Here is a 19500-nt window from a genome sequence, read left to right as displayed (position 1 = left end):
TCGTGAAACCGCCGGTAATCTGTGGGGCTGAAATCCGGCGCCTGAGACGCCATATTGGCGGCACGAAAGCCGATGAGGCGCCCCGCCACCCCGCTGACAAGGAGATCGCAATGGGTCTGATGAGCATGTTCGGCGAGCCGAAGAAGCAGGACGAGACTTTCCCCTTCCAGCTGACCGACGCGCAGTGGCGCGAGCGGCTGACGCCGGAGCAGTATCAGGTCCTGCGTGGCCACGGCACGGAGCGTGCGGGTTCTTGCGCACTCAACTACGAGAAGCGCGCCGGCACCTTCTCCTGCGCCGGCTGCGGCCAGAAGCTGTTCAAGTCGGGCAAGAAGTTCGAGAGCGGCACGGGCTGGCCGAGTTTCGACCAGCCGCTGGAGGGCGCCGTCGGCGCCTCGGAGGATTTCAGCTACGGCATGCACCGTGTCGAGGCGCATTGCGCCAATTGCGGCGGCCATCTCGGCCACGTCTTCCCCGACGGCCCGCCGCCCACCGGCCTGCGCTACTGCATTAACGGCGTGGCGATGAATTTCGAGCCGGAAGCGGCTTGATCCCGCCGTGATGCTCGGGCTTGCCCCGAGCATCTCACGACGGAAAGGCGATAAAGAGATGCCCGGGTCAAGCCCGGGCATGACGCCTCACGCAACGGGCACCGCCCGTCGCGCCAGCACTCCGGCATCCACCGCCGGCGGCAGATCGCCGAACTGCCCCGACCAGCCATCCCCAAGCCGCGTGGCAATGAACGCGTCCGCCACCGCAGAGGGCGCAAACTGCAACAGCAACGAGCCCTGCAACATGAGCGCCAAGCGCTCGGTGAGACGCCGCGCCTGCCCCTCATTGCGCATCATCCCGGGCAATTCGCCTTCCAAACGCCTCAGCGCCGCATCGTAGCGCTTGTCCGAGCCCGCAGCCACCATCAGCTCAGCCCTCAGCACGTCGATCGCCCCCTGCTCCCGCGCCAGCGAGCGCAGCACGTCCAGGCAGATGACATTGCCCGAGCCTTCCCAGATCGCGTTCAGCGGCGCCTCGCGATAGAGCCGCGCCATCGGGTTGTCCTCGATGAAGCCGTTGCCGCCATGGCACTCCAGCGCCTCGGTGACGACGGCAGGCGTCCGCCGCGTGATCCAGTATTTCGCGATCGGCGCGCCCACCCGCGCCAGCAGCCGCTCACTCTCCGATGCCTCCTGTCGATCCAGCGCCGCGAAAAGCCGGAAGGCGAGCCAGGCCGCGGCCTCAGCCTCGATCGCGATATCGGCCAGCACGTTCTGCATGATCGGCTGGTCGATCAGCGCCTTCTGGAATGCCCTCCGGTGCTGCGCGTGATGCGCCGCCAGCGAGACCGCCATCCGCATCAGCCCGGAGGAGGCGGCGGCAATGTCCAGCCGTGAATTGTGATTCATCGACAGTCCGGTGCGGATCCCGCGCCCCGGCTCCCCGATCAGATGGCCGATGGCGCCCCTGAACTCCACCTCGGAGGAGGCATTCGAGCGGTTTCCGACCTTGTCCTTGAGTCGCTGGATCGCGACGCCGTTGCGCGATCCGTCCAGCTGCCAGCCCGGCACGACGAAGCACGAGATCCCCTCGGCCTTCCGCGCCAGCGTCAGGAAGACGTCGGAATGCGGCACCGAGAAGAACCATTTCCGGCCATGGAGCGAATAGGTGCCGTCGCGATTGTCTTCGGCATATGTCTGCGTCTGACGCAGATCCGAGCCGCCTTGCGTCTCCGTCATCGCCGTGCCGACGGTCGCGCCGGTCTTGAGAGGCGCCGGCCCCTGCCGCGGATCGTAGCGATTGGAGGTGACGAGGTGGCCCCACTGCTCCCAGAGTGCCGCGTCCTGCTTCAGCACCGGCACGGCGGCATAGGTCATGCTGATCGGGCAGCAGATCCCGCTCTCGGCGCCGTACCAGAGATACTGCAAGGCGGCGCGGGCCACCTGCGCGCCGGGCTCCGGCCGGTTCCAGGCGAGCGCATGCGTCTCCTGCCCGATAGCAAGCCCCATCAGCTCGTGCCAGGCGGGATGGAAGGCGATCTCGTCGATGCGGTTGCCGAAGCGGTCGAAGGCCCTCAGTTCGGGCGTGTAGCGATTGGCGAGATAGGCCAGCTCCTGCACCCTTGCCGAGCCGACTGTCCGCCCGGCGTCATGCAAGCGGTCTCGCGCCCAATCGGCCCCGAACGCCGAGACGATGGCCGGCAGCACCGGATCGGCGGCGAAGGCATCGTATTCGGCCAGCACCGGCACCTGATTGGTGACCTCCCAGCGCCCTTCCCCGCTCTGCTCCGCCATTGCTGCCACCTCCCTGTGGAACGGGATATAAAATGATCCCTCCGGCAGGGCGCAATCCTGACACGAGCGCCCTATATTCGCCGGAGAACGAATCACGCACGAGCACACTGGTCCCTTGTCCGAGACTGACCCCTTTTCCGCTCCCCTGCCCCGCCCTGGAGGCCTCGCCGCGCGTGCCGCAGCGCAGCCGGCGGCCGGCTATCTTACGGGGCTGAACCCGGAGCAGCGCCAGGCGGTCGAGGCGACGGAAGGCCCCGTGTTGGTGCTGGCCGGCGCCGGCACCGGCAAAACCCGCGTGCTCACCACCCGCATCGGCCACCTGATTTCGACCAGCCGCGCCTACCCTTCCCAGATCCTCGCCGTCACCTTCACCAACAAGGCGGCGCGCGAGATGAAGGAGCGCGTCGCCCATCTCGTCGGACCGGTCGCCGAGGGCATGCCCTGGCTCGGCACCTTCCACTCGATCTCGGCCAAGCTGCTGCGCCGCCACGCCGAACTGCTCGACCTGCGCAGCGACTTCACCATTCTCGACACCGACGACCAGATCCGCCTGATGAAGCAGGTGATTCAGGCCGAGGGCATCGACGAGAAGCGCTGGCCCGGCCGCATGCTGGCGGGCTTCATCGATAGCTGGAAGAATCGCGGCCTCAGCCCCAAGGACGTGCCGCCCGGCGAGGCCGCCGTCTTCGCCAACGGCAAGGGCGGCAAGCTCTATGCTGCCTATCAGGAGCGGCTGAAGGCGCTGAACGCCGTTGATTTCGGCGACCTGCTGCTGCACTGCCTGACGCTGTTCCGCGACTATCCTGACGTGCTCCAGACCTATCACGATCGCTTCCGCTACATCCTCGTCGACGAGTACCAGGACACCAACACGGCGCAGTATCTCTGGCTTCGGCTTCTTGCCCAAGGACGCCGCAACATCTGCTGCGTCGGCGACGACGACCAGTCGATCTATGGCTGGCGCGGTGCCGAGGTCGACAACATCCTGCGCTTCGAGCACGATTTTCCTGGGGCGACCGTGATCCGGCTGGAGCGCAACTACCGCTCCACCGGCCATATCCTCGCCACCGCCTCCAAGCTGATCGCCCGCAACGAAGGCCGCCTCGGCAAGACGCTGCGCACCGAGGATGCGCTCGGCGAGAAGGTCACCATCACCGGCGCCTGGGACAGCCAAGAGGAAGCCCGCCTGATCTCCGACGAGATCGAGGCGATGCAGGCCAAGAAATACAATCTCGCCGAGGTCGCGGTTCTCGTCCGCATCTCCGCGCAGATGCGCGAGATCGAGGAGCGCTTCGTCCAGGCCGGCGTGCCCTATCGCGTCATCGGCGGCCCGCGCTTCTATGAGCGCGCCGAAATCCGCGATGCGCTGGCCTATCTGCGCTGCGTGGTATCGCCGACCGACGACCTCGCCTTCGAGCGGATCATCAATGTGCCCAAGCGCGGCCTCGGCGACGCCACCGTCCAGCTCCTGCACAACCATGCTCGCGCCACCGGCTTCTCTCTGATGCAATCGGCCCGTGCCGCGGTCGAGAGCGACGAGCTCAAGCCCAAGGCCCGCACCACGCTGCGCGAACTCGTCGATGCCTTCGGCCGCTGGTCGACCCGCGCCGAGCATATGCCGCAGGGCGAGCTGGCAGAGCTCGTGCTGGAGGAATCCGGCTACACCGAGATGTGGAAGAAGGACCGCTCGGCCGATGCCGCAGGGCGGCTGGAAAACCTCAAGGAGCTCGTCCGCTCGCTCGACGAATTCCCCGACCTGCCGGCCTTCCTCGAGCACGTCTCTTTGGTGATGGATGTCGCCGACGGCGAATCCGGCGCCCGCGTCTCGATCATGACGCTGCACGCCGCCAAGGGGCTGGAATTCGACACGGTCTTCCTGCCCGGCTGGGAGGAAGGGCTCTTCCCGAACCAGCGTGCGCTCGACGAGAGCGGCCGCGCAGGCCTCGAGGAAGAGCGCCGCCTCGCCCATGTCGGCCTGACCCGCGCCCGCAAGAAGCTGAAGCTCTATTTCGCCTCGAACCGACGCATCCACGGCCTCTGGCAGACCAGCCTGCCCTCCCGCTTCATCGACGAATTGCCGGAAGAACATGTCGAGGTCGAGCAGGCCCCGACGAGCTACTCGCAGGGCGGCTACGGCGCCTCGCGCTTCGACCGGATGGAGAGCTTCGGCTCCAGCTACAACACGCCGGGCTGGCAGCGCGCGCAGGAAAACCGCGCGAAGAACAGCGGCGGTGGCAGCGGCTTCTCCGAAAGCGGCCGTGGCTTCGGCTCGGGCGGTTTCGGAGGCAGCTCATCACGCCAGCGCGGCCCGCTGCTGATCGAAGGTGAGCTCACCGCCAAATCGACCGGCGAGTCTGCCTACGGCACCGGCGCCCGCGTCTTCCACGTCAAATTCGGCCCCGGCTCCGTCGCCAGCGTCGATGGCAACAAGCTCACCGTCGACTTCGACAAGGCGGGCCGGAAGATGGTGCTGGATAGCTTCGTGCAGAAGGCTGGTTGATCGACCCAACTTGTGGATTGGATAGTTTGACACTCTTTCCACACAGAACAGAAAATGAACATCGCTTACTATGTCAAACCCTTAGGATATATGGATTGGGTCCGATGCGAATCAGCAGGTCCCGATGCTCAAAAACAGCGCCGACATCATTCGCCGCCTCGAACGCGAAGGCTGGGAATGCGTGCGCGTCGCCGGCTCGCACCATGTCTTCAAAAAGCCCGGCGTCCGTGACACTATCGTGGTGCCGCATCCGAAGAAGAACTTCGGACCCGGCCTCGTATTGAAGATCTACAAGCAGGCAGGCTGGCCGCGCGACTGACATGACTTATTACGTCGCCATCATCGAGGATACGGGCTCCGACCATGCCGTCGGCGTCTGGTTTCCCGATCTCCCCGGTTGCTTTGCGGCCGGCGACACGCTGGATGAAGCCCTGCTCAACGCCCCGGAGGCCGTCGCGCTCTGGATCGAAGCTCAGGACGGCTCAGCGCCCCATGCTCGCACGCCAAGCGAATTACGGAGCGACCCCGAAACCTCCGCCGAGATGGCCGCACACGCCATCGCCTTGATCCCGGCGCCCGGTCTATCGTTGCAGCCAGCGGCGGAGTAGAAGCGGCGCCATACTGCCGACTCCCCGACGATACGACCGACTATGACTCCCCAGATCGCCCTGAACGATTCCGAAGACAAGCTCTTCGCGAAGTGCTCTCCAACGGCCTGAAGGCCTACAACGACGAGAAGATCGGCCTGCACGACCGGCAGGATCTTACGATCCGTGTCAGCGATCCCGAAACCGGCGAGCCGATCGGCGGGCTTGTCGGGCGCACCTCGCTCGGCATGCTCTTCATCGACCTCGTCTATCTGCCGAAAAGCCTGCGCGGCACCGGCACCGGCAGCCGCATTCTTGCCTTGGCGGAGGAGGAAGGCCGGCGGCGCGGTTGCAGCAAGGCGGTGCTCTTCACCATCAGTTTCCAGGCGCCGGACTTCTACAAAAAGCTGGGATGGCAGGTCTTCGGCGAGATCGCGCCGAAGCCGCCCGGCGCGACCCGCGTCTACCTGACCAAGGATCTGTGAGCGCTCAGGCGCCGCCTTCCCGCTCGCGAAACGCCTTCCGTGCCGCCGAGACTTGCCCATAATAGGTCTCGGCCCAGACCCAGACTCCGCAGAACGCTGCGCTGAGCTCGCGGCCGAGTTCGGTCAGCGTATAATCGACATGCGGCGGGATCACCGGATGGACGGTTCGGATGACAAGCCCATCGCGCTCCATTTCCCGCAGCGTCTTGGTCAGCATCTTCTGGCTGATGCCGCCGACCATGCGCCCGACTTCGGTGAAGCGCAGCGTGCCGTGCTCTTCCAGCGCCTCCAGCACCAGCATCGTCCATTTGTCGGCCACCTGCGCGATGACCTGCCGTACCAGCGATTCCACGGCAGGGCTGACCGGAGGTATGGCGTCGCTGCGCGCATGCATCGCTGCCATCGCAGTCCGGATCGTCCGCATCCGACACTCTCCTTTTGGTATGTATGGTACTTTTGGGAGCCTTCTTTCCTTTGAAGACTGACGATGCCACCTCCTGGGACGCAACCACAAGAGGGCTTCCAATGAACATCTCAGGCAACACCATCCTGATCACCGGCGGCGGCTCGGGCATTGGCCGGGCGCTCGCCGAGGCGCTTCACGCCAGGGGCAATCAGGTCATCATCGCCGGCCGGCGCGAGCGCGTCCTCGACGAGGTCACCGCCGCAAATCCCGGCATGGCCTCGATGCTGCTCGACATCCAGGACAAGGCCGATATCGAAGCCTTCGCCCGACAGGTCGTCGAGCGCTTTCCCAAGCTCAATGCCATCCTCAACAATGCGGGCATCATGAAGCCCGAGAATGTCCCGGCCGCCGATAACCTCGCCATCGCCGAGGAAACGATCACGACCAATCTGCTCGGCCCGATCCGCCTGACGGCCGCGCTCCTGCCGCATCTCATGAAGCGGCCCAGTGCCACGGTCCTGACCGTGTCCTCCGGCCTCGGCTTCGTGCCGCTGGCGGTTACGCCGACCTACAGCGCCACCAAGGCGGCGATCCATTCCTGGTCGATCAGCCTGCGCGAGCAGCTCAAGAATACCTCGGTCGGGGTCATCGAGATCGCGCCACCCTATGTGCAGACCGAACTGATGGGGGCGCAGCAGGCCGTCGATCCCGCCGCGATGCCGCTCGCCGATTTCATCGCAGAGGTGATGACGATCCTCGAAACCCGGCCTGATGCCGCCGAGGTGATCGTCGAGCGTTGCGAGCCGCTGCGCTACGCCGAAGCCACGGGCAATTTCGACCAAGTCTTCGCCGCGTTGAATGCACAGCACGCCTGACTCAGCCGTCATTCTCGGGCGCCGCGCAGCGGCGACCCGGGAATTTCTGACGAGTAGGTGCTGGATTCCGAGATGGTCGGGTCAAGCCCGACCATGACGACCCCGCATCGCACCGCATGACAACCTCGCCCCACGCTGCTAATGCCACCGCATGCGCGAAGGCCTCCTGCCAGCGACGGTTGCGACCGTCTTCGAACTCTCCACCTCGGGCGAAAAGGCCCGGGCCCTGACCGAATTGCTCGGCGAGATCTTCGACCCGACCGAAACCGCGATTTCGGCCTTCGAGATCGAGGACAGCGTCACCACGCTCTCGCTGAACGCGCCCTGGAAGGTCGAGATCTACTTCGCTCAGCATCCGAACGAGGAGGCGGTGCGCGACCTGCTCAGGCCGATCGTCGGCGATCTCGTCGACGCGACGCCTTTCACCACCGTGAACACGCGGGATTGGGTCGCGACGAGCCTCGACGGGCTGAAGCCCGTGCGCGCCGGCCGTGTCATCGTCCATGGCGCGCATGACCGGGATGTCGTGCGGATCAACGACGTCGCGATCGAGATCGAGGCGGCGCTGGCCTTCGGCACCGGCCATCACGGTACCACCTCGGGCTGCCTGCTGGCTCTGGACGCCGAGCTGAAGAAGCGCCGCCCGCGCCACGGGCTCGATGTCGGCACCGGCACGGGCATCCTCGCGCTGGCGCTGGCAAAGCAGATCAAGCGCAAGGTCGTCGCCGGAGACATCGACGCCATCGCGGTCGAGGTTTCCGCCCACAACGCCCGGCTGAATCACGCGCCCAACGCGCTCGACCTCTATGTCGCGCCGGGCCTGCGCCATGCCAAGGCCAAACGCCCCGGCCGCTTCGACCTCGTCTTCGCCAATATCCTGGCCGGGCCGCTGAGGCAGCTGGCGCCCTCGATCGCGCGCGTACTCTCGCGCGACGGGACACTGATCCTCTCCGGTCTGCTCGCGATGGATGTCGCCGGGGTGGCTTCGGCCTACCGGCACCACGGCATCTATCTCGTCAGCCAGTCGCTGCGCGAAGGCTGGGCTACGCTGGTCATGAAAAAAGGCGGCGCAGCCCCGAGGCTCCGCCGCCCTGCCTGACCTCCGGCGCCAGGGCAACGAACCGGAAAAGCGGAAGCCGCTTCCGATCCGATGCCGCTAGAAGCGCGAGGTCGTTACGCGTCCGGCTTCAGAAGCCGATATGTCCATACTTGCGCTCGGCCTCGGCCTGCAGGCTGCGGGCGTCGTGCCAGACGGCCGCAGCGAACTTCGCGGCGTCGGCGATCTGTTCGGCGACATGCTTGATGATGGCGATCATGTTTCTGATCCTCGATGTTATCGGCGCGCGCTCTGGCCGCAGCGGCCGGAAATTCAGCGGTTGAAGGGCAGCGAAGCGTCGCTCGACAGTGTCGCGGACGGATAGCCGCCCAGCACGATCTCGGCCTCGTTGACGAGAATGTTGCGGGCGCGCAGCTGGCGAGCGGCGGAGCGCTTGCGGCTCTCGATCAGCGCCGCATAGAGGCGCTGCATCACACCCGGCTGGTCCGCCTTGCGGGCCCTGGTTTCGGCCACCACTGCCACGGGCAGCACATCGGCATTGTCTAGCACATAGGTCATGGGTCTATCTCCGAAAAACGAAGGACAGTCCCGGTCGCTTCCTCGTTCTCTTATGCCACCAAAGTGGGATCATTTCGCAGTTGCGAGAAGTCATGCTCGCATATGCGAGATATGCATAAAACGCATGAAACACGTCCATATCCGTTAATATTTGCGTTTATTGCATAACCAATCGGCACAATGGAACCGTCAAGGCAGCACGGCGTCAGGAAACGGGCATTGCCTGTCGGCGTATTTGCGCTGGCGCTTTAGCCAATGCAGCGCGACGATGCGCACGATCTCGCATCGGACCGATCGTGAAATCCATTTTTTGCAAGAATCCGGTGCGATAACGATTACATGGATCGCCGTTATCGTGCCCGACAGGGCGCGCGGCGACCGAAGCCGGACCATGTCATGACCGAATCGACCTTGCCCACTTGCCGCTTCCAGTCCTTCTCCGAGCCCAGCGACCCCATGCTGGTCGCCGGCCGCGTCGCCGCGCTGCGCATGGCGCTCGCAGCGCAAGGTCTCGACGGTTTCGTCATCCCGCGTGCCGACGAGCATCAGGGCGAATATGTGCCGGCCCATATGGCCCGCCTCGCCTGGCTGACTGGCTTCACCGGCTCGGCCGGCAACGCGGTGGTGCTGGCCGACAAGGCAGCGTTGATCGTCGATGGCCGCTATACCATCCAGGCGGCCGCGCAAACCGACACGACGGTCGTCACCCCCGTCCGCATGGAGGAGACGCCGCTGGAGCGCTGGATCGAGCAGAACCTGCCGGCCGGCGGCAAGCTCGGCTATGATCCCTGGCTGCACACGGTCGACGGCGTCGCAAAGCTGGAAAAAGCGGTCGCCGCAGCCGGTGGCAGCCTTGTCGCCGTCGCCGCCAACCCGATCGACACACTCTGGTCGGACCGTCCCGCCGCCCCCGCCGCGCCGGTCAAGGCTCACCCGGCCGTCTATGCGGGTGAGGATTCCGTCTCGAAGCTCGACCGCATCCGCAAGGCGCTGGCTGAAGCGAAGGTCGATGCCCTCGTCGTCTCCGATCCCCATGCGCTGGCCTGGGTCTTCAACATCCGCGGCGGCGATGTCGAGCACACGCCCCTGCCGCTCGGCTACGCCATCGTCCCGCGCGAGGGCCGCCCGACCGTGTTTCTCGCGCCCGAGAAGATCACCAACGAAGCCGGTGACGCCATCGGCGCGGTCGGCGAGATCGCGGCGCCGGCTGCGCTCGACGGCCAGTTGAAAAGGCTCGGCGCCGCGAAGGCCAAGGTTCGCCTTGATGCCACCACCGCCGCCTCGGCGCTGGCGACGCTGATCACCCAGGCAGGCGGCACGCCGGATGCCGGCACCGACCCGATCGCGCTGATGAAGGCGCGCAAGAACGCGGCCGAACTGAACGGCACCCGCGCCGCCCATCTGCGCGACGGCGCGGCGATGACGAGCTACCTCTCCTGGCTCGCGCGCGAGGCGCCGAAGGGCGATCTCACCGAGATCGACGCCGTCGCGGCGCTCGAAGCCGAACGGCTCAGGACCGGGCTGCTCAAGGACGTCTCCTTCACGACCATCGCCGGCGCCGGCCCCAACGCCGCCCTGCCGCATTACCGCGTCAGCGAGGCGACGAACCGCCGGCTGGAACCCGGGATCTTCCTGGTCGATTCAGGTGGTCAGTACGAGGACGGCACCACCGACATCACCCGCACCATCGTCATCGGCGCGCCCACGGCCGAGATGCGCGACCGCTACACCCGGGTGCTCAAGGGCCATGTCGGGATCTCGCGGCTGGTCTTCGTCAAGGGAACCTCCGGCGCGCAGCTCGACGCCTTCGCCCGGCTGCCGCTCTGGCAGGGCGGCTTCGACTTCGACCACGGCACCGGCCACGGCGTCGGCAGCTATCTGTCGGTGCATGAGGGGCCGCAGCGCCTCTCCAAGCTCGGCGTCACGCCGCTGGAGCCTGGCATGATCCTCTCCAACGAGCCCGGCTACTACAAGCAGGGCGAGTACGGCATCCGCATCGAGAACCTGATCGTCGTCGAGGAACGCCTGATCCCCGGCGCCGAACGCACCATCTACGGCTTCGAGACCATCACCTGGTGCCCCTATGAGCGGGCACTGATCGACAAGGACATGCTCGACGGCGGCGAGATCGCCTGGATCGACGCCTACCATGCGACGGTCTGGGAGAAATTGTCTCCGCTGGTCGCCGGGGAACCGAGGGCCTGGCTGGAGAAGGCGTGCCGGCCGCTGTGACGGCCGCCTTTCCAGCGAATACCGCCTTGCCGCGCGAAGTATTTTGGCGACCCACGCCGGAAATCATCCAGAATTCAAGCCAGAACGCTACGGCAACTGACGAAAAGCAATGGACGCGAATTCCTGATGCGATAGTGTATTTCCGGATCAATCTGCCGCCATGTCGAAGCGAAACGAGGAGGGATGTGCCATGCCTCTGAAGCTTGTACTGGCCTTTGCGACCGTAGCCCTTTTGCCTCTTCCGGCGGAGGCTCAGGAGAGAACTGGCAGGGGCGGCAATGGCGTTCGCGACTCCTGCCGCGAAGAAGCCAGGCTGGCGTTCAAGAAAGACAGGACGAACAGGCTGGACCCGGCGCAGATGAAAGAACTGCGCCGCGAATACGCTCAGAATTGCCGCAAAAGAGCGAAGGCAGGCTGAAACCCGCAGGCACGGCCTCAGCGCGTGCGCTTCAAGCGGCGTGTAGGTTGCCTGGGCGCGTCATGCAGCGCACGTCACGGCCGGGCACGACCTGGCTCACATCACCATCCGGAACGCCACCACCGCGAGGACGCCCACGGCGACGACGCCCAACAGCGGCAGCCGCGTCGCAGCCAGTGCCGCAAGCGCGGCGGCAGCCGTCTCGGCCCAGCCTGTAGCGAGCGCGCTCGGCGCGATGACGGCGACCAGCACGGCGGGCGGGATCGCATCGAAGGCTGTCTGCGCGCGCGGCGAGAGGTTGAGACGCCCGGCGAGCGCAAGTCCCGCCACCCGCGTCGCATAGGTCACGACCGCCATGCCGAGAAAGGCGAGGAGGTTGATCGGATCGACGACGCTCACGCCTCGACCTCCTGCGCCGCGGGCCGCATCTCTGTGGCGGCCGCGAGCCATGCCGCGAGCAAACCGCAGAGCGCGCCGGCCGCGACATGCCAGGGCGGACCGGCAAGGCGATAGGTCACGGCCGATGCGAGTCCCGCTGCCACCACCGTCCAGAACGTCACCCGCCCCTTCCAGAGGGCGGCGACGAGCGCGATGAACAGCGCGGTGAAAGCGAAATCGGCGCCGAGCCGCTTCGGGTCGCCCAGCACGGCGCCGATGGTCGCGCCCAACGTCGAGTTGACCAGCCAGCCGGCGACGAAGGGAATGACCATCGCAAACCAATAGGCCGGAGTGAGGCGATGCGTACGGGCTCGTTTCTCGGCCAGCGCCCAGTTCTCGTCGGCCATGTAGTAGAGGCCGAGGAATTTCTGCCACCGGCTGAAGCCTTCCAGCTTCGGCGCCAGCGACGCCCCCATCAGCACATGGCGCGCATTGATCAAGAGCGTCGAGAAGACGATCGCAGCAACCGGTGCTGGCGTCGCCCACAACTCCACGGCGGCAAACTGAGCGCCGCCGGCGAACACCGTGGCGCTCATCAGAAGGATTTCCAAGGGAGAAAGCCCCTTGCTGGCAGCCACCGCGCCGAAGAGCAGGCCGATCGGCGCCGCAGCCACCGCAGCCGGCCAGATATCGCTCAGGCCGCGCCTGATGTCGTCACGCATCGTGGACATGGGTCTGATACTTTCGAAGCGGCGGTTCCGCCGGTATGCGCGGCGCGGAAGGCGCCGGGCGTCACGCCGAAGCGGGCCTTGAAGGCGCGCGTCAGATGCGGCTGGTCGCAGAAGCCGGTCGCCGCCGCGACGTCGCCGGGCATCTCGCCGCGCCGCAGCCGCTCGCGGGCGCGCCGGACGCGGACATCGACGAGATAGGCATGGGGCGTGAGCCCCGTCTCCTGCCGGAAGGCACGGATCAGGTGATGGCGCGGCAGGCCGGTGAGCCGGGCGAGATCGGCAAGCGACAGATCCTCTTCGTAGCGCGCCTCGAACAGCTCGCGCGCCTTGGCAACGGGTCCGCCCTCGGCCCCGACGGAGCGGACCGAGAGATCGGCATGGCGCGCCAGGCAGAGCGCATAGAAGCGCAGGAGCATCTCCTCGCCGGCCAGCAGATCCTCGCCATCCTCGATGGCGCGATGCGCGGCAGCGAAGAGCACAGCCCCCTTGGCGTCCTCGACCAGCGGCTGCGGAAAGAACGGCGTCCCGATCACGTCCCGGCCGCTCAGCGAAGCCGCGACCTCGCGGATCAGCCCGACCTCAGGATAGGTCATGCGGTAGCTGTAGCCCGGCCCGTAGGGCTCGCCGTCATGGGTCTCGAGCGGGTTGACGAAGGCGACATGGCCGGGACGGGCGTAGTGCCGCTCGCCCCGGATGCGGAAGGTCTCGCAGCCGGCCTCGATAATGCCGATCACGTAGCTCTCATGCTGGTGCGGCGTGTAGGCATGGCGGCGGAAGGTGGCGGCGAGGCAATCCAGCCCGTCGAAGCGCTCGGCCGGAAACAGCTTCGCCCGCTCGCCGGCGACGAGCGGCTCCAGGCCCAATGTCTCGCTCTGTGTGACTGCTTCCATGGCGCGAGCATAAACTCCCTCGCGGCGCGACTGTCTTGAAGAAAAGTGATCGGGCGCATCACGCGCCCGATATGCCCGGTCATTTCGGAATGGCGTCAGATCGCGTGAGCCGCACCGGCCGCGCCGGCCCGTTCCGGGCTCTTCGAACCGAGCAGAAATACGCCGAGCCCGCCGACCAGCGTCGCGACGGTGGCGTAGGCGATCACGCCCAGCGTCCCGAAGCCGTCGACGAGCAGGCCGCCGAAGATGGCCCCGCTCGCGATCGCGACCTGGAAGGCGGCGACGATCAGGCCCCCGGCCGACTCCTGCTCGTCTTCCGGCGCCACGCGCACCATCCAGGTCTGGAAGCCGACCGGCAGCGCGCCGAAGGCGAAGCCCCAGAGCCCGACGGCGATGGCCGAGGCGATCGGCGATCCACCGACCAGCAGCAGACTCACCCCCATCAGCGCGATCGTCAGCGCGCCGAAGATCACCGACGCCTTGGCGCTGCGCGCCGTGATCGCCCCGCCGACGAAGTTTCCGAAGAAGCCGCCGACGCCGTAGGCCAGCAGGACGAGCGAGATCGCCTCGACCGACAGCTTCGGAATCTGCTCCAGGAACGGGCGGACATAGGTAAAGCCGGCAAAATGCCCGGAGATCACGACGGCGATCCCCGCCAGCACCAGTGCGATGCTCGGCTGGCCGAGCAGGCGCAGCAGCGTGCGGATATCGGGCGCGCCGCGCGCCGGCAGGCGCGGCAGCACCGCCATCTGGATCACCAGCGTCGCGACGCCGATGAGAGCCGAGAGCCAGAACACGACGCGCCAGCCCATCAGGTTGCCGACATAGGCGCCGATCGGCGCCGCGCTGACCGTGGCGATTGAGACGCCGGTGAAGATCAGCGACATCGCCTTGGGCAAGGCGCTCGGCGGCACGAGCCGCATCGCGGTCGCCGCCACCATCGACCAGAAGGCTCCGAGCCCGATGCCGAGCAGGACGCGGGCGAAGAGCAGCGTCGGCAGATTGGTCGCGACGGCGGCGAGCGCGCTCGAGACGATCAGCAGGCTGGTCAGCGACCAGATGACGAGGCGCCGATCGATGCCGCGCGTCACGATGGCGGCGGCGAGGCCGGCAACGGCGCCGACCACCGCTGTGGCGGTCACGGCCTGTCCGGCGGCGCCGACGGAAACGCCGATATCGGCGGCCATCGGGGTCAACAGGCTGGCGGGCAGGAATTCGGCCGTGACGAGGCCGAAGACGCCGAAAGTCAACGAGACCACCGCCGCCCAGGCTGGTCTTTCGCGCGCGTCCTCGGCGGAATCATCGAGGTCGAGTGCTGTGGCAGAAAGAGAATCTGACATGGGTATCTCCATGAGGAGGCCGGAAGATGGGCGTGGCCTCGTGGAGTTTCCATGCTATATAATCCGTATCTCATGACCGTTCGTCCAGGATTGCGATGACAGCTTCGGCAGACCACCTGACCGAAATGCTCCGGGGACTGAGGCTCGACGGCGTCGATTACAGCCGCTGCCAGATGGCTACTCCGTGGGGCGTCGCCTTCCCGCAGAGCCGCGAAGCGTGTTTCCATTTCATCTCGCGCGGCAGTTGCTGGCTGAGGACGCCCGCTGGCGAGTGGCTGGAGCTCCGCGACGGCGACGCCGTGCTCCTGCCCCGCGGCGGCGGCCATGTGCTGGCGAGCGCGCCGGACGTCATCGCATCGCCTCCCTGCGATTGCCGGGTGCGCGAAGCCTATGGCAATGTCTTCGACGTCGAGGGCGGTGGCACTGGCGAGCATATGCTCGTCTTCACCGGGCGCATGACCTTCAATGTCGATCTCGACCACCCGCTGCTGCGGCTGATGCCGGATATGATGCGGATGAGCGATTTCATCGCCAACGAACCTGGCATTCCGCATCTGCTGGCGGCAATGGGCCAGGAGGTCGCGATGGACCGGGTCGGCGCCGGCAGCATCCTCGCGCGTCTCGCCGACGTGCTGGCCGCCGCGATCATCCGTTCCTGGGTCGAGCGCGGCTGTGGTGCCGCCAAGGGCTGGGTCGCGGCAGCGCGCTGCCCGCAGATCGGCAAGGTGCTCGCGGCCGTCCACGCCCATCCCGAGACCGCCTGGACCGTCGAAAGCCTGGCGGAGCTGATGGGCGCTTCCCGTTCCGGTTTCGCCGAGCGCTTCGCCGAGGTCGTCGGCGAGACCCCGGCCCGCTATGTCGCGCAGGTCCGGATGCATCAGGCCCGGCAATGGCTCGCCCGCGACAAGCTGCGGATCGCGGTGGTGGCGCAGCGCCTCGGCTACGAGTCGGAGGCCTCGTTCAGCCGCGCCTTCAAGCGCATCACCGGCATGGCGCCGGGTCAGGTGCGCGCGGCAGGTGAGGCACCGCCTGCGGCGATGTTCACGCCATCAGCAGGGGCTGCGGAGTAGCCAGAGCATTTCCGCGGGGGAAAGGCGTGCCGGAACAAAGCCCCGGAGCGCCGGTTGCATGTCGAACAGCCGGGCGCTGGAAGGCCGGCGCAGCGGTCCATGCGAACGGGATCACGATCATGACCATCCAATCTCTCGCTCTTAGCTGCGCTGCGGCGCTAGCGATCTTCAGCCTTGCAACGGTTGCGAACGCTCAGGGAATACCGCGCGGCGCCGCTCAAGGCGCCAGGGTCGGCAATGAGGCAGCCGGACCGATCGGCGGCGCGGCCGGAGCCGTCGTCGGCGGCGTCACCGGCGGCGTGGTCGGCGGCGTCAAGGGTGTCGTCGGCATTCCCCAGCGGACCGCGGTGCCGCGTGCCAGAACGCACGCTCATCGCCACTGATCGCGGCGTAGCGGCAGCTCATCCGCCGACCAGATCGAACCAGCCGGCCTCGTCGATCACCTCGACGCCGTGCTTGGCGGCATCCTTCAGCTTGGAGCCCGCCCCCGGCCCGGCGACCAGCAAATCCGTCTTCGACGAGACCGAGCCCGCAACCTTCGCGCCGAGCCGCTCGGCCATCGCCTTGGCCTCGTCGCGGGTCATCCGTTCCAGCGCGCCGGTGAAGACCACGATCTTGCCGGCGACAGGGCTCGCCGAGGCCATCGCTTCCAGCGGCTGCGGCGTGACCTGGGCGAGCAGCCGGTCGAGCAACTGCTCGTTATGCGGCTCGCCGAAGAATTCGATCAGCGCCTCGACCACGGTGGGCCCGACGCTGTCGATGGCGTCGAGCTCCTGCCGCTCGGGCGAGGCTTCGTCGGCAGCGGCGATACCCGCCGCGCGCAGTGCCTCGAACGAGCCGTAATGCCGCGCCAGCAGCCGCGCCGTCGTCTCGCCGATATGGCGGATGCCGAGCCCGAAGATGAAGCGGTTGAGCGGCGGCCGGCGCCGGTCTTCGATCGCATCGAACAGCTTCTTGGCGCTGACGGCGCCGAAGCCCTCCTTGTCCTTGAGCTTCTTGAGGTTGGCCGCATCGCGCTCAGCCAGTGTGAAGATGTCGGCCGGCTCCTTCACCGGAAGCTCGGGATCGCTGTGGAAGAACTCGATCTGCTTGTCGCCGAGCCCGTCGATATCCATCGCATCGCGCGAGACGAAGTGCTTGAGACGCTCGACCGACTGCGCCGGACAGATCAGGCCGCCGGTGCAGCGACGCACCGCATCCTCCTTGCCGGTGCGCGGATTGAGCTCCCGCGTCGCATGGCTGCCGCAGGCCGGGCAGAGCGTCGGGAATTCATAGGGCTTCGCGTCCGCTGGCCGCTTCGCGAGATCGACCGCCTCGACACGCGGGATGACGTCGCCCGCCCGCTTCACCGTCACCGTGTCGCCGATGCGGATATCGGTGCCGTCGCGGATCGGCAGCCCCTTGGAGTCGAAGCCGCGGATGTAGTCCTCATTGTGCAGCGTCGCATTGGTCACCACGACGCCGCCGACCGTCACCGGCTTCAGCCGCGCCACCGGCGAGAGCGCGCCCGTGCGCCCCACCTGAATGTCGATCGCTTCGAGAACGGTCGTCGCCAGCTCGGCCGGGAATTTATGCGCGATCGCCCAGCGCGGCGCCCGCGAGACAAATCCGAGCCTTGCCTGCAGCGCAAGATCGTCGACCTTGTAGACCACGCCGTCGATGTCGTAGCCGAGCGTGGCGCGCTGGCTCTCGATCAGCCGGTACTGCGCGATCAGCTCCTCGACGCTCTCGCAGCGCTTCATCAGCGGGTTGGTGCGGAAGCCCCAGCGCTTGAACGCCTCGACCACGCCCATCTGCGTCGGTGCCGGCAGCACCGGCATATCGCCCCAGGCATAGGCGAAGAAGCGCAACGGACGGGATGCTGTGATCGTCGCGTCGAGCTGGCGCAGCGAGCCCGCCGCAGCGTTGCGTGGATTGGCGAATTCGGTCAGTCCCTTCTCACGCTGGCGGTCGTTGATAGCAGCGAAATCGGCATGGCCGAGATACACCTCGCCGCGCACCTCGGCGATCTCCGGCACGTCCGGCCCGGCGAGCGTCCCTGGGATTTCGGAGATGGTGCGGGCGTTGACGGTAACGTCCTCGCCTTCCTCGCCGTCGCCGCGCGTCGCGGCTGAGACGAGCACGCCCTTCTCGTAGCGCAGCGAGAGCGACAGCCCGTCGATCTTGGGCTCGGCCGTGAAGGCGATGCCACCTTCCTCCTCCTTGCGACCGAGGAAGCGATAGACCCGGCCCGCGAACTCGGCGACGGCCTCATCGGAGAACGCGTTGTCGAGCGAGAGCATCGGCACGCGGTGCCGGATCTTGGCGAATTTGCCCGACGGCTTGGCTCCGACCTTGCCGCTGACGCCGCCGGTTTCCTTCAGCTCGGGAAAGGCCTCTTCGAGCGCGACCAGCCGCCGACGCTTCGCGTCATAGGCCGCGTCATCCATGATCGGCTGATCGTCCTGGAAATAGGCGTCGTTGGCGGCCTGCACCTGCGCGGCGAGCTGCTTGTGCTCGGCCTTCGCCTTGCGCGGCGTCAGCTCGGCAACGGGCGTTTCGGAAAAGGCGGTGTCGTTGGCGTCGCTCATGGCACAGCATTAGGCGAGAAGGTCGTGACGAGGAAGGGCAGCAGCCGGATCGCTCAACCCGATGAAGCTCCTCGCCCCCATCCTGTCGGAGAGCGCTATCGGCAGCTCCTCAGGATGGGGTTCAGGTGTCCATTCCTCACATCAGCGAGAGGGCTTGCGACAAATCCGGCTTTCGCGCGTATAGTTTGGGGGCTGGAATTTGGAAGCTCGACGCCATCGGCCGTTGACGCCAAGGACAAGTCGACCGCCGTGGTGAACCGGGCCGGAACCGGGAGGCTCGCCATGGCCAATGTCGACGGCACCGTTCATGACATCGTCACGCTCTCGCAGCCACGCATCAAGACCATCACCACGATGGACCTGCGCGAAGCGCTGCGACGCGGCTGGGAGGATTTCATGGCGCAGCCGAGCCATCTCGTCTTCATCGCCGTGATCTATCCCATCGCCGGCATCCTGCTGGCGCAGCTCACCGTCAGCTACAACATCTTCCCCCTGCTTTTCCCGCTGCTCAGCGGCTTCGCGCTGATCGGCCCCTTCGCCGCGATCGGCCTCTATGAGGTGAGCCGCCGCCGCGAGAAGGGCCTCGACTCGTCCTGGAGCCATGTGTTCGAGCTGCTGCGCTCGCCCTCGATCGGACAGACCGTTCTGCTGGGCGCCATGCTGACCGGGCTCTTCCTCGCCTGGCTTTTTAGCGCCTGGTTCCTCTATCGCGGCATCCTTGGCCTGCCGGCCGACGTCTCGACCGCCGACTTCCTGCGCGCCGTCTTCACCACGGCCGATGGCTGGATCATGATCATTATCGGCAACTCGCTCGGGCTGCTCTTCGCGATCGCCGCCTTCGCGATCTCTGTGGTGTCGTTCCCGCTGATCATCGACCGGCACGTCGATGCCCCGACCGCGATCCGCACCTCGATCGCCGCCGTCGAGGCCAATCCGCGCGTGATGATGTATTGGGGCCTGATCGTGACCGGGCTTCTGGTGCTCGGTTGCCTGCCGGTGCTGGTCGGCCTGGTCGTGGTCATGCCGGTTCTAGGCCATGCCACCTGGCACCTCTACCGCAAGGTGGTGGGCTGACAGGACTGGGATCGAGCGCGCCACGGCCGCTCGCTCCTGCCGAT

The 19500-nt window shown here is 66.7% G+C and carries 21 protein-coding genes; 12 read left to right on the top strand and 9 right to left on the bottom strand.

Features of this window, described 5'->3' with window-relative positions; all coding sequences use genetic code 11:
* Positions 1–119 precede the first annotated feature (119 nt).
* Positions 120–551, top strand: a complete 432-nt coding sequence (gene msrB / locus AC1DEZ_RS06540) for a peptide-methionine (R)-S-oxide reductase MsrB (RefSeq protein ID WP_476779353.1) — start codon at positions 120–122, stop codon at positions 549–551.
* 87 nt (positions 552–638) lie between these two features.
* On the opposite strand, the gene AC1DEZ_RS06535 is transcribed toward msrB, so the two are convergent.
* Positions 639–2285, bottom strand: coding sequence for an acyl-CoA dehydrogenase family protein (locus AC1DEZ_RS06535; protein ID WP_476779108.1), 1647 nt, complete (start codon positions 2283–2285; stop codon positions 639–641).
* A gap of 115 nt (positions 2286–2400) precedes the next feature.
* Here AC1DEZ_RS06535 and AC1DEZ_RS06530 point away from each other — a divergent pair, with 115 nt between their 5' ends.
* The 4 genes from AC1DEZ_RS06530 to AC1DEZ_RS06515 all read left to right on the top strand — a co-directional run bounded on the left by AC1DEZ_RS06530 (position 2401) and on the right by AC1DEZ_RS06515 (position 5857).
* A complete protein-coding gene (locus tag AC1DEZ_RS06530; protein ID WP_476779107.1) occupies positions 2401–4785 on the top strand; it encodes an ATP-dependent helicase in 2385 nt (794 codons plus the stop codon).
* A 124-nt stretch (positions 4786–4909) separates the two neighbouring features.
* On the top strand, positions 4910–5104 hold the full coding sequence (locus tag AC1DEZ_RS06525) for a type II toxin-antitoxin system HicA family toxin (protein WP_476779106.1): 195 nt from the start codon (positions 4910–4912) through the stop codon (positions 5102–5104).
* A 1-nt stretch (position 5105) separates the two neighbouring features.
* Positions 5106–5393 carry a type II toxin-antitoxin system HicB family antitoxin gene (locus AC1DEZ_RS06520; RefSeq protein ID WP_476779105.1) on the top strand — a complete coding sequence of 96 codons (288 nt, stop codon included), beginning with the start codon at positions 5106–5108 and terminating at the stop codon, positions 5391–5393.
* A 92-nt stretch (positions 5394–5485) separates the two neighbouring features.
* Entirely contained in the window at positions 5486–5857 is a 372-nt protein-coding gene (locus tag AC1DEZ_RS06515; protein WP_476779104.1) for a GNAT family N-acetyltransferase, read from the top strand.
* A 4-nt stretch (positions 5858–5861) separates the two neighbouring features.
* Here AC1DEZ_RS06515 and AC1DEZ_RS06510 read toward each other — a convergent pair whose 3' ends face one another.
* Entirely contained in the window at positions 5862–6281 is a 420-nt protein-coding gene (locus AC1DEZ_RS06510; protein WP_476779103.1) for a winged helix-turn-helix transcriptional regulator, read from the bottom strand.
* Between the two features lie 101 nt (positions 6282–6382).
* Here AC1DEZ_RS06510 and AC1DEZ_RS06505 point away from each other — a divergent pair, with 101 nt between their 5' ends.
* Both AC1DEZ_RS06505 and AC1DEZ_RS06500 read left to right on the top strand, forming a co-directional pair.
* Complete coding sequence (locus AC1DEZ_RS06505) at positions 6383–7138, top strand: SDR family oxidoreductase (RefSeq protein ID WP_476779102.1); 756 nt, start codon at positions 6383–6385, stop codon at positions 7136–7138.
* A 151-nt stretch (positions 7139–7289) separates the two neighbouring features.
* The gene (locus AC1DEZ_RS06500) at positions 7290–8237 is read left to right on the top strand and encodes a 50S ribosomal protein L11 methyltransferase (protein WP_476779101.1); all 948 of its coding nucleotides are present in this window, start codon (positions 7290–7292) and stop codon (positions 8235–8237) included.
* Positions 8238–8325: 88 nt separating this feature from the next.
* Here the strand turns inward: AC1DEZ_RS06500 and AC1DEZ_RS06495 are convergent, their stop codons facing one another.
* Together AC1DEZ_RS06495 and AC1DEZ_RS06490 are read right to left on the bottom strand one after the other, a co-directional pair.
* Complete coding sequence (locus AC1DEZ_RS06495; protein WP_441513813.1) at positions 8326–8454, bottom strand: hypothetical protein; 129 nt, start codon at positions 8452–8454, stop codon at positions 8326–8328.
* Between the two features lie 53 nt (positions 8455–8507).
* On the bottom strand, positions 8508–8753 hold the full coding sequence (locus AC1DEZ_RS06490; RefSeq protein WP_476779100.1) for a hypothetical protein: 246 nt from the start codon (positions 8751–8753) through the stop codon (positions 8508–8510).
* Positions 8754–9149: 396 nt separating this feature from the next.
* On the opposite strand from AC1DEZ_RS06490, the gene AC1DEZ_RS06485 reads away from it, so the two are divergent.
* The gene (locus AC1DEZ_RS06485; RefSeq protein WP_476779099.1) at positions 9150–10985 is read left to right on the top strand and encodes an aminopeptidase P family protein; all 1836 of its coding nucleotides are present in this window, start codon (positions 9150–9152) and stop codon (positions 10983–10985) included.
* A 190-nt stretch (positions 10986–11175) separates the two neighbouring features.
* The gene (locus AC1DEZ_RS06480; RefSeq protein ID WP_476779098.1) at positions 11176–11403 is read left to right on the top strand and encodes a hypothetical protein; all 228 of its coding nucleotides are present in this window, start codon (positions 11176–11178) and stop codon (positions 11401–11403) included.
* 96 nt (positions 11404–11499) lie between these two features.
* On the opposite strand, the gene AC1DEZ_RS06475 is transcribed toward AC1DEZ_RS06480, so the two are convergent.
* From AC1DEZ_RS06475 to AC1DEZ_RS06460, 4 genes are all read right to left on the bottom strand, one after another.
* Entirely contained in the window at positions 11500–11802 is a 303-nt protein-coding gene (locus AC1DEZ_RS06475; protein WP_476779097.1) for an AzlD family protein, read from the bottom strand.
* Positions 11799–12512, bottom strand: a complete 714-nt coding sequence (locus tag AC1DEZ_RS06470; RefSeq protein ID WP_476779096.1) for an AzlC family ABC transporter permease — start codon at positions 12510–12512, stop codon at positions 11799–11801. Before AC1DEZ_RS06470 ends, AC1DEZ_RS06475 begins: the two co-directional genes overlap by 4 nt.
* Positions 12476–13402 (bottom strand): AraC family transcriptional regulator, encoded by a 927-nt coding sequence (locus tag AC1DEZ_RS06465; RefSeq protein WP_476779095.1) that lies wholly within the window; start codon positions 13400–13402, stop codon positions 12476–12478. The genes AC1DEZ_RS06470 and AC1DEZ_RS06465 overlap by 37 nt, the downstream gene beginning before the upstream one ends.
* A gap of 95 nt (positions 13403–13497) precedes the next feature.
* Positions 13498–14742, bottom strand: coding sequence for an MFS transporter (locus AC1DEZ_RS06460; RefSeq protein ID WP_476779094.1), 1245 nt, complete (start codon positions 14740–14742; stop codon positions 13498–13500).
* Between the two features lie 95 nt (positions 14743–14837).
* Here AC1DEZ_RS06460 and AC1DEZ_RS06455 point away from each other — a divergent pair, with 95 nt between their 5' ends.
* Both AC1DEZ_RS06455 and AC1DEZ_RS06450 read left to right on the top strand, forming a co-directional pair.
* Complete coding sequence (locus AC1DEZ_RS06455) at positions 14838–15812, top strand: AraC family transcriptional regulator (RefSeq protein WP_476779093.1); 975 nt, start codon at positions 14838–14840, stop codon at positions 15810–15812.
* A 119-nt stretch (positions 15813–15931) separates the two neighbouring features.
* Positions 15932–16195 carry a hypothetical protein gene (locus AC1DEZ_RS06450; protein WP_476779092.1) on the top strand — a complete coding sequence of 88 codons (264 nt, stop codon included), beginning with the start codon at positions 15932–15934 and terminating at the stop codon, positions 16193–16195.
* Positions 16196–16213: 18 nt separating this feature from the next.
* Here AC1DEZ_RS06450 and ligA read toward each other — a convergent pair whose 3' ends face one another.
* Positions 16214–18382, bottom strand: coding sequence for an NAD-dependent DNA ligase LigA (gene ligA, locus AC1DEZ_RS06445; protein WP_476779091.1), 2169 nt, complete (start codon positions 18380–18382; stop codon positions 16214–16216).
* A gap of 282 nt (positions 18383–18664) precedes the next feature.
* Here ligA and AC1DEZ_RS06440 point away from each other — a divergent pair, with 282 nt between their 5' ends.
* Complete coding sequence (locus AC1DEZ_RS06440) at positions 18665–19456, top strand: DUF2189 domain-containing protein (protein WP_476779090.1); 792 nt, start codon at positions 18665–18667, stop codon at positions 19454–19456.
* Positions 19457–19500: the final 44 nt, after the last annotated feature.

The organism is Allobosea sp. 10L422 (assembly GCF_056395345.1).
This window is presented reverse-complemented; position numbering and strand designations above follow the sequence as displayed.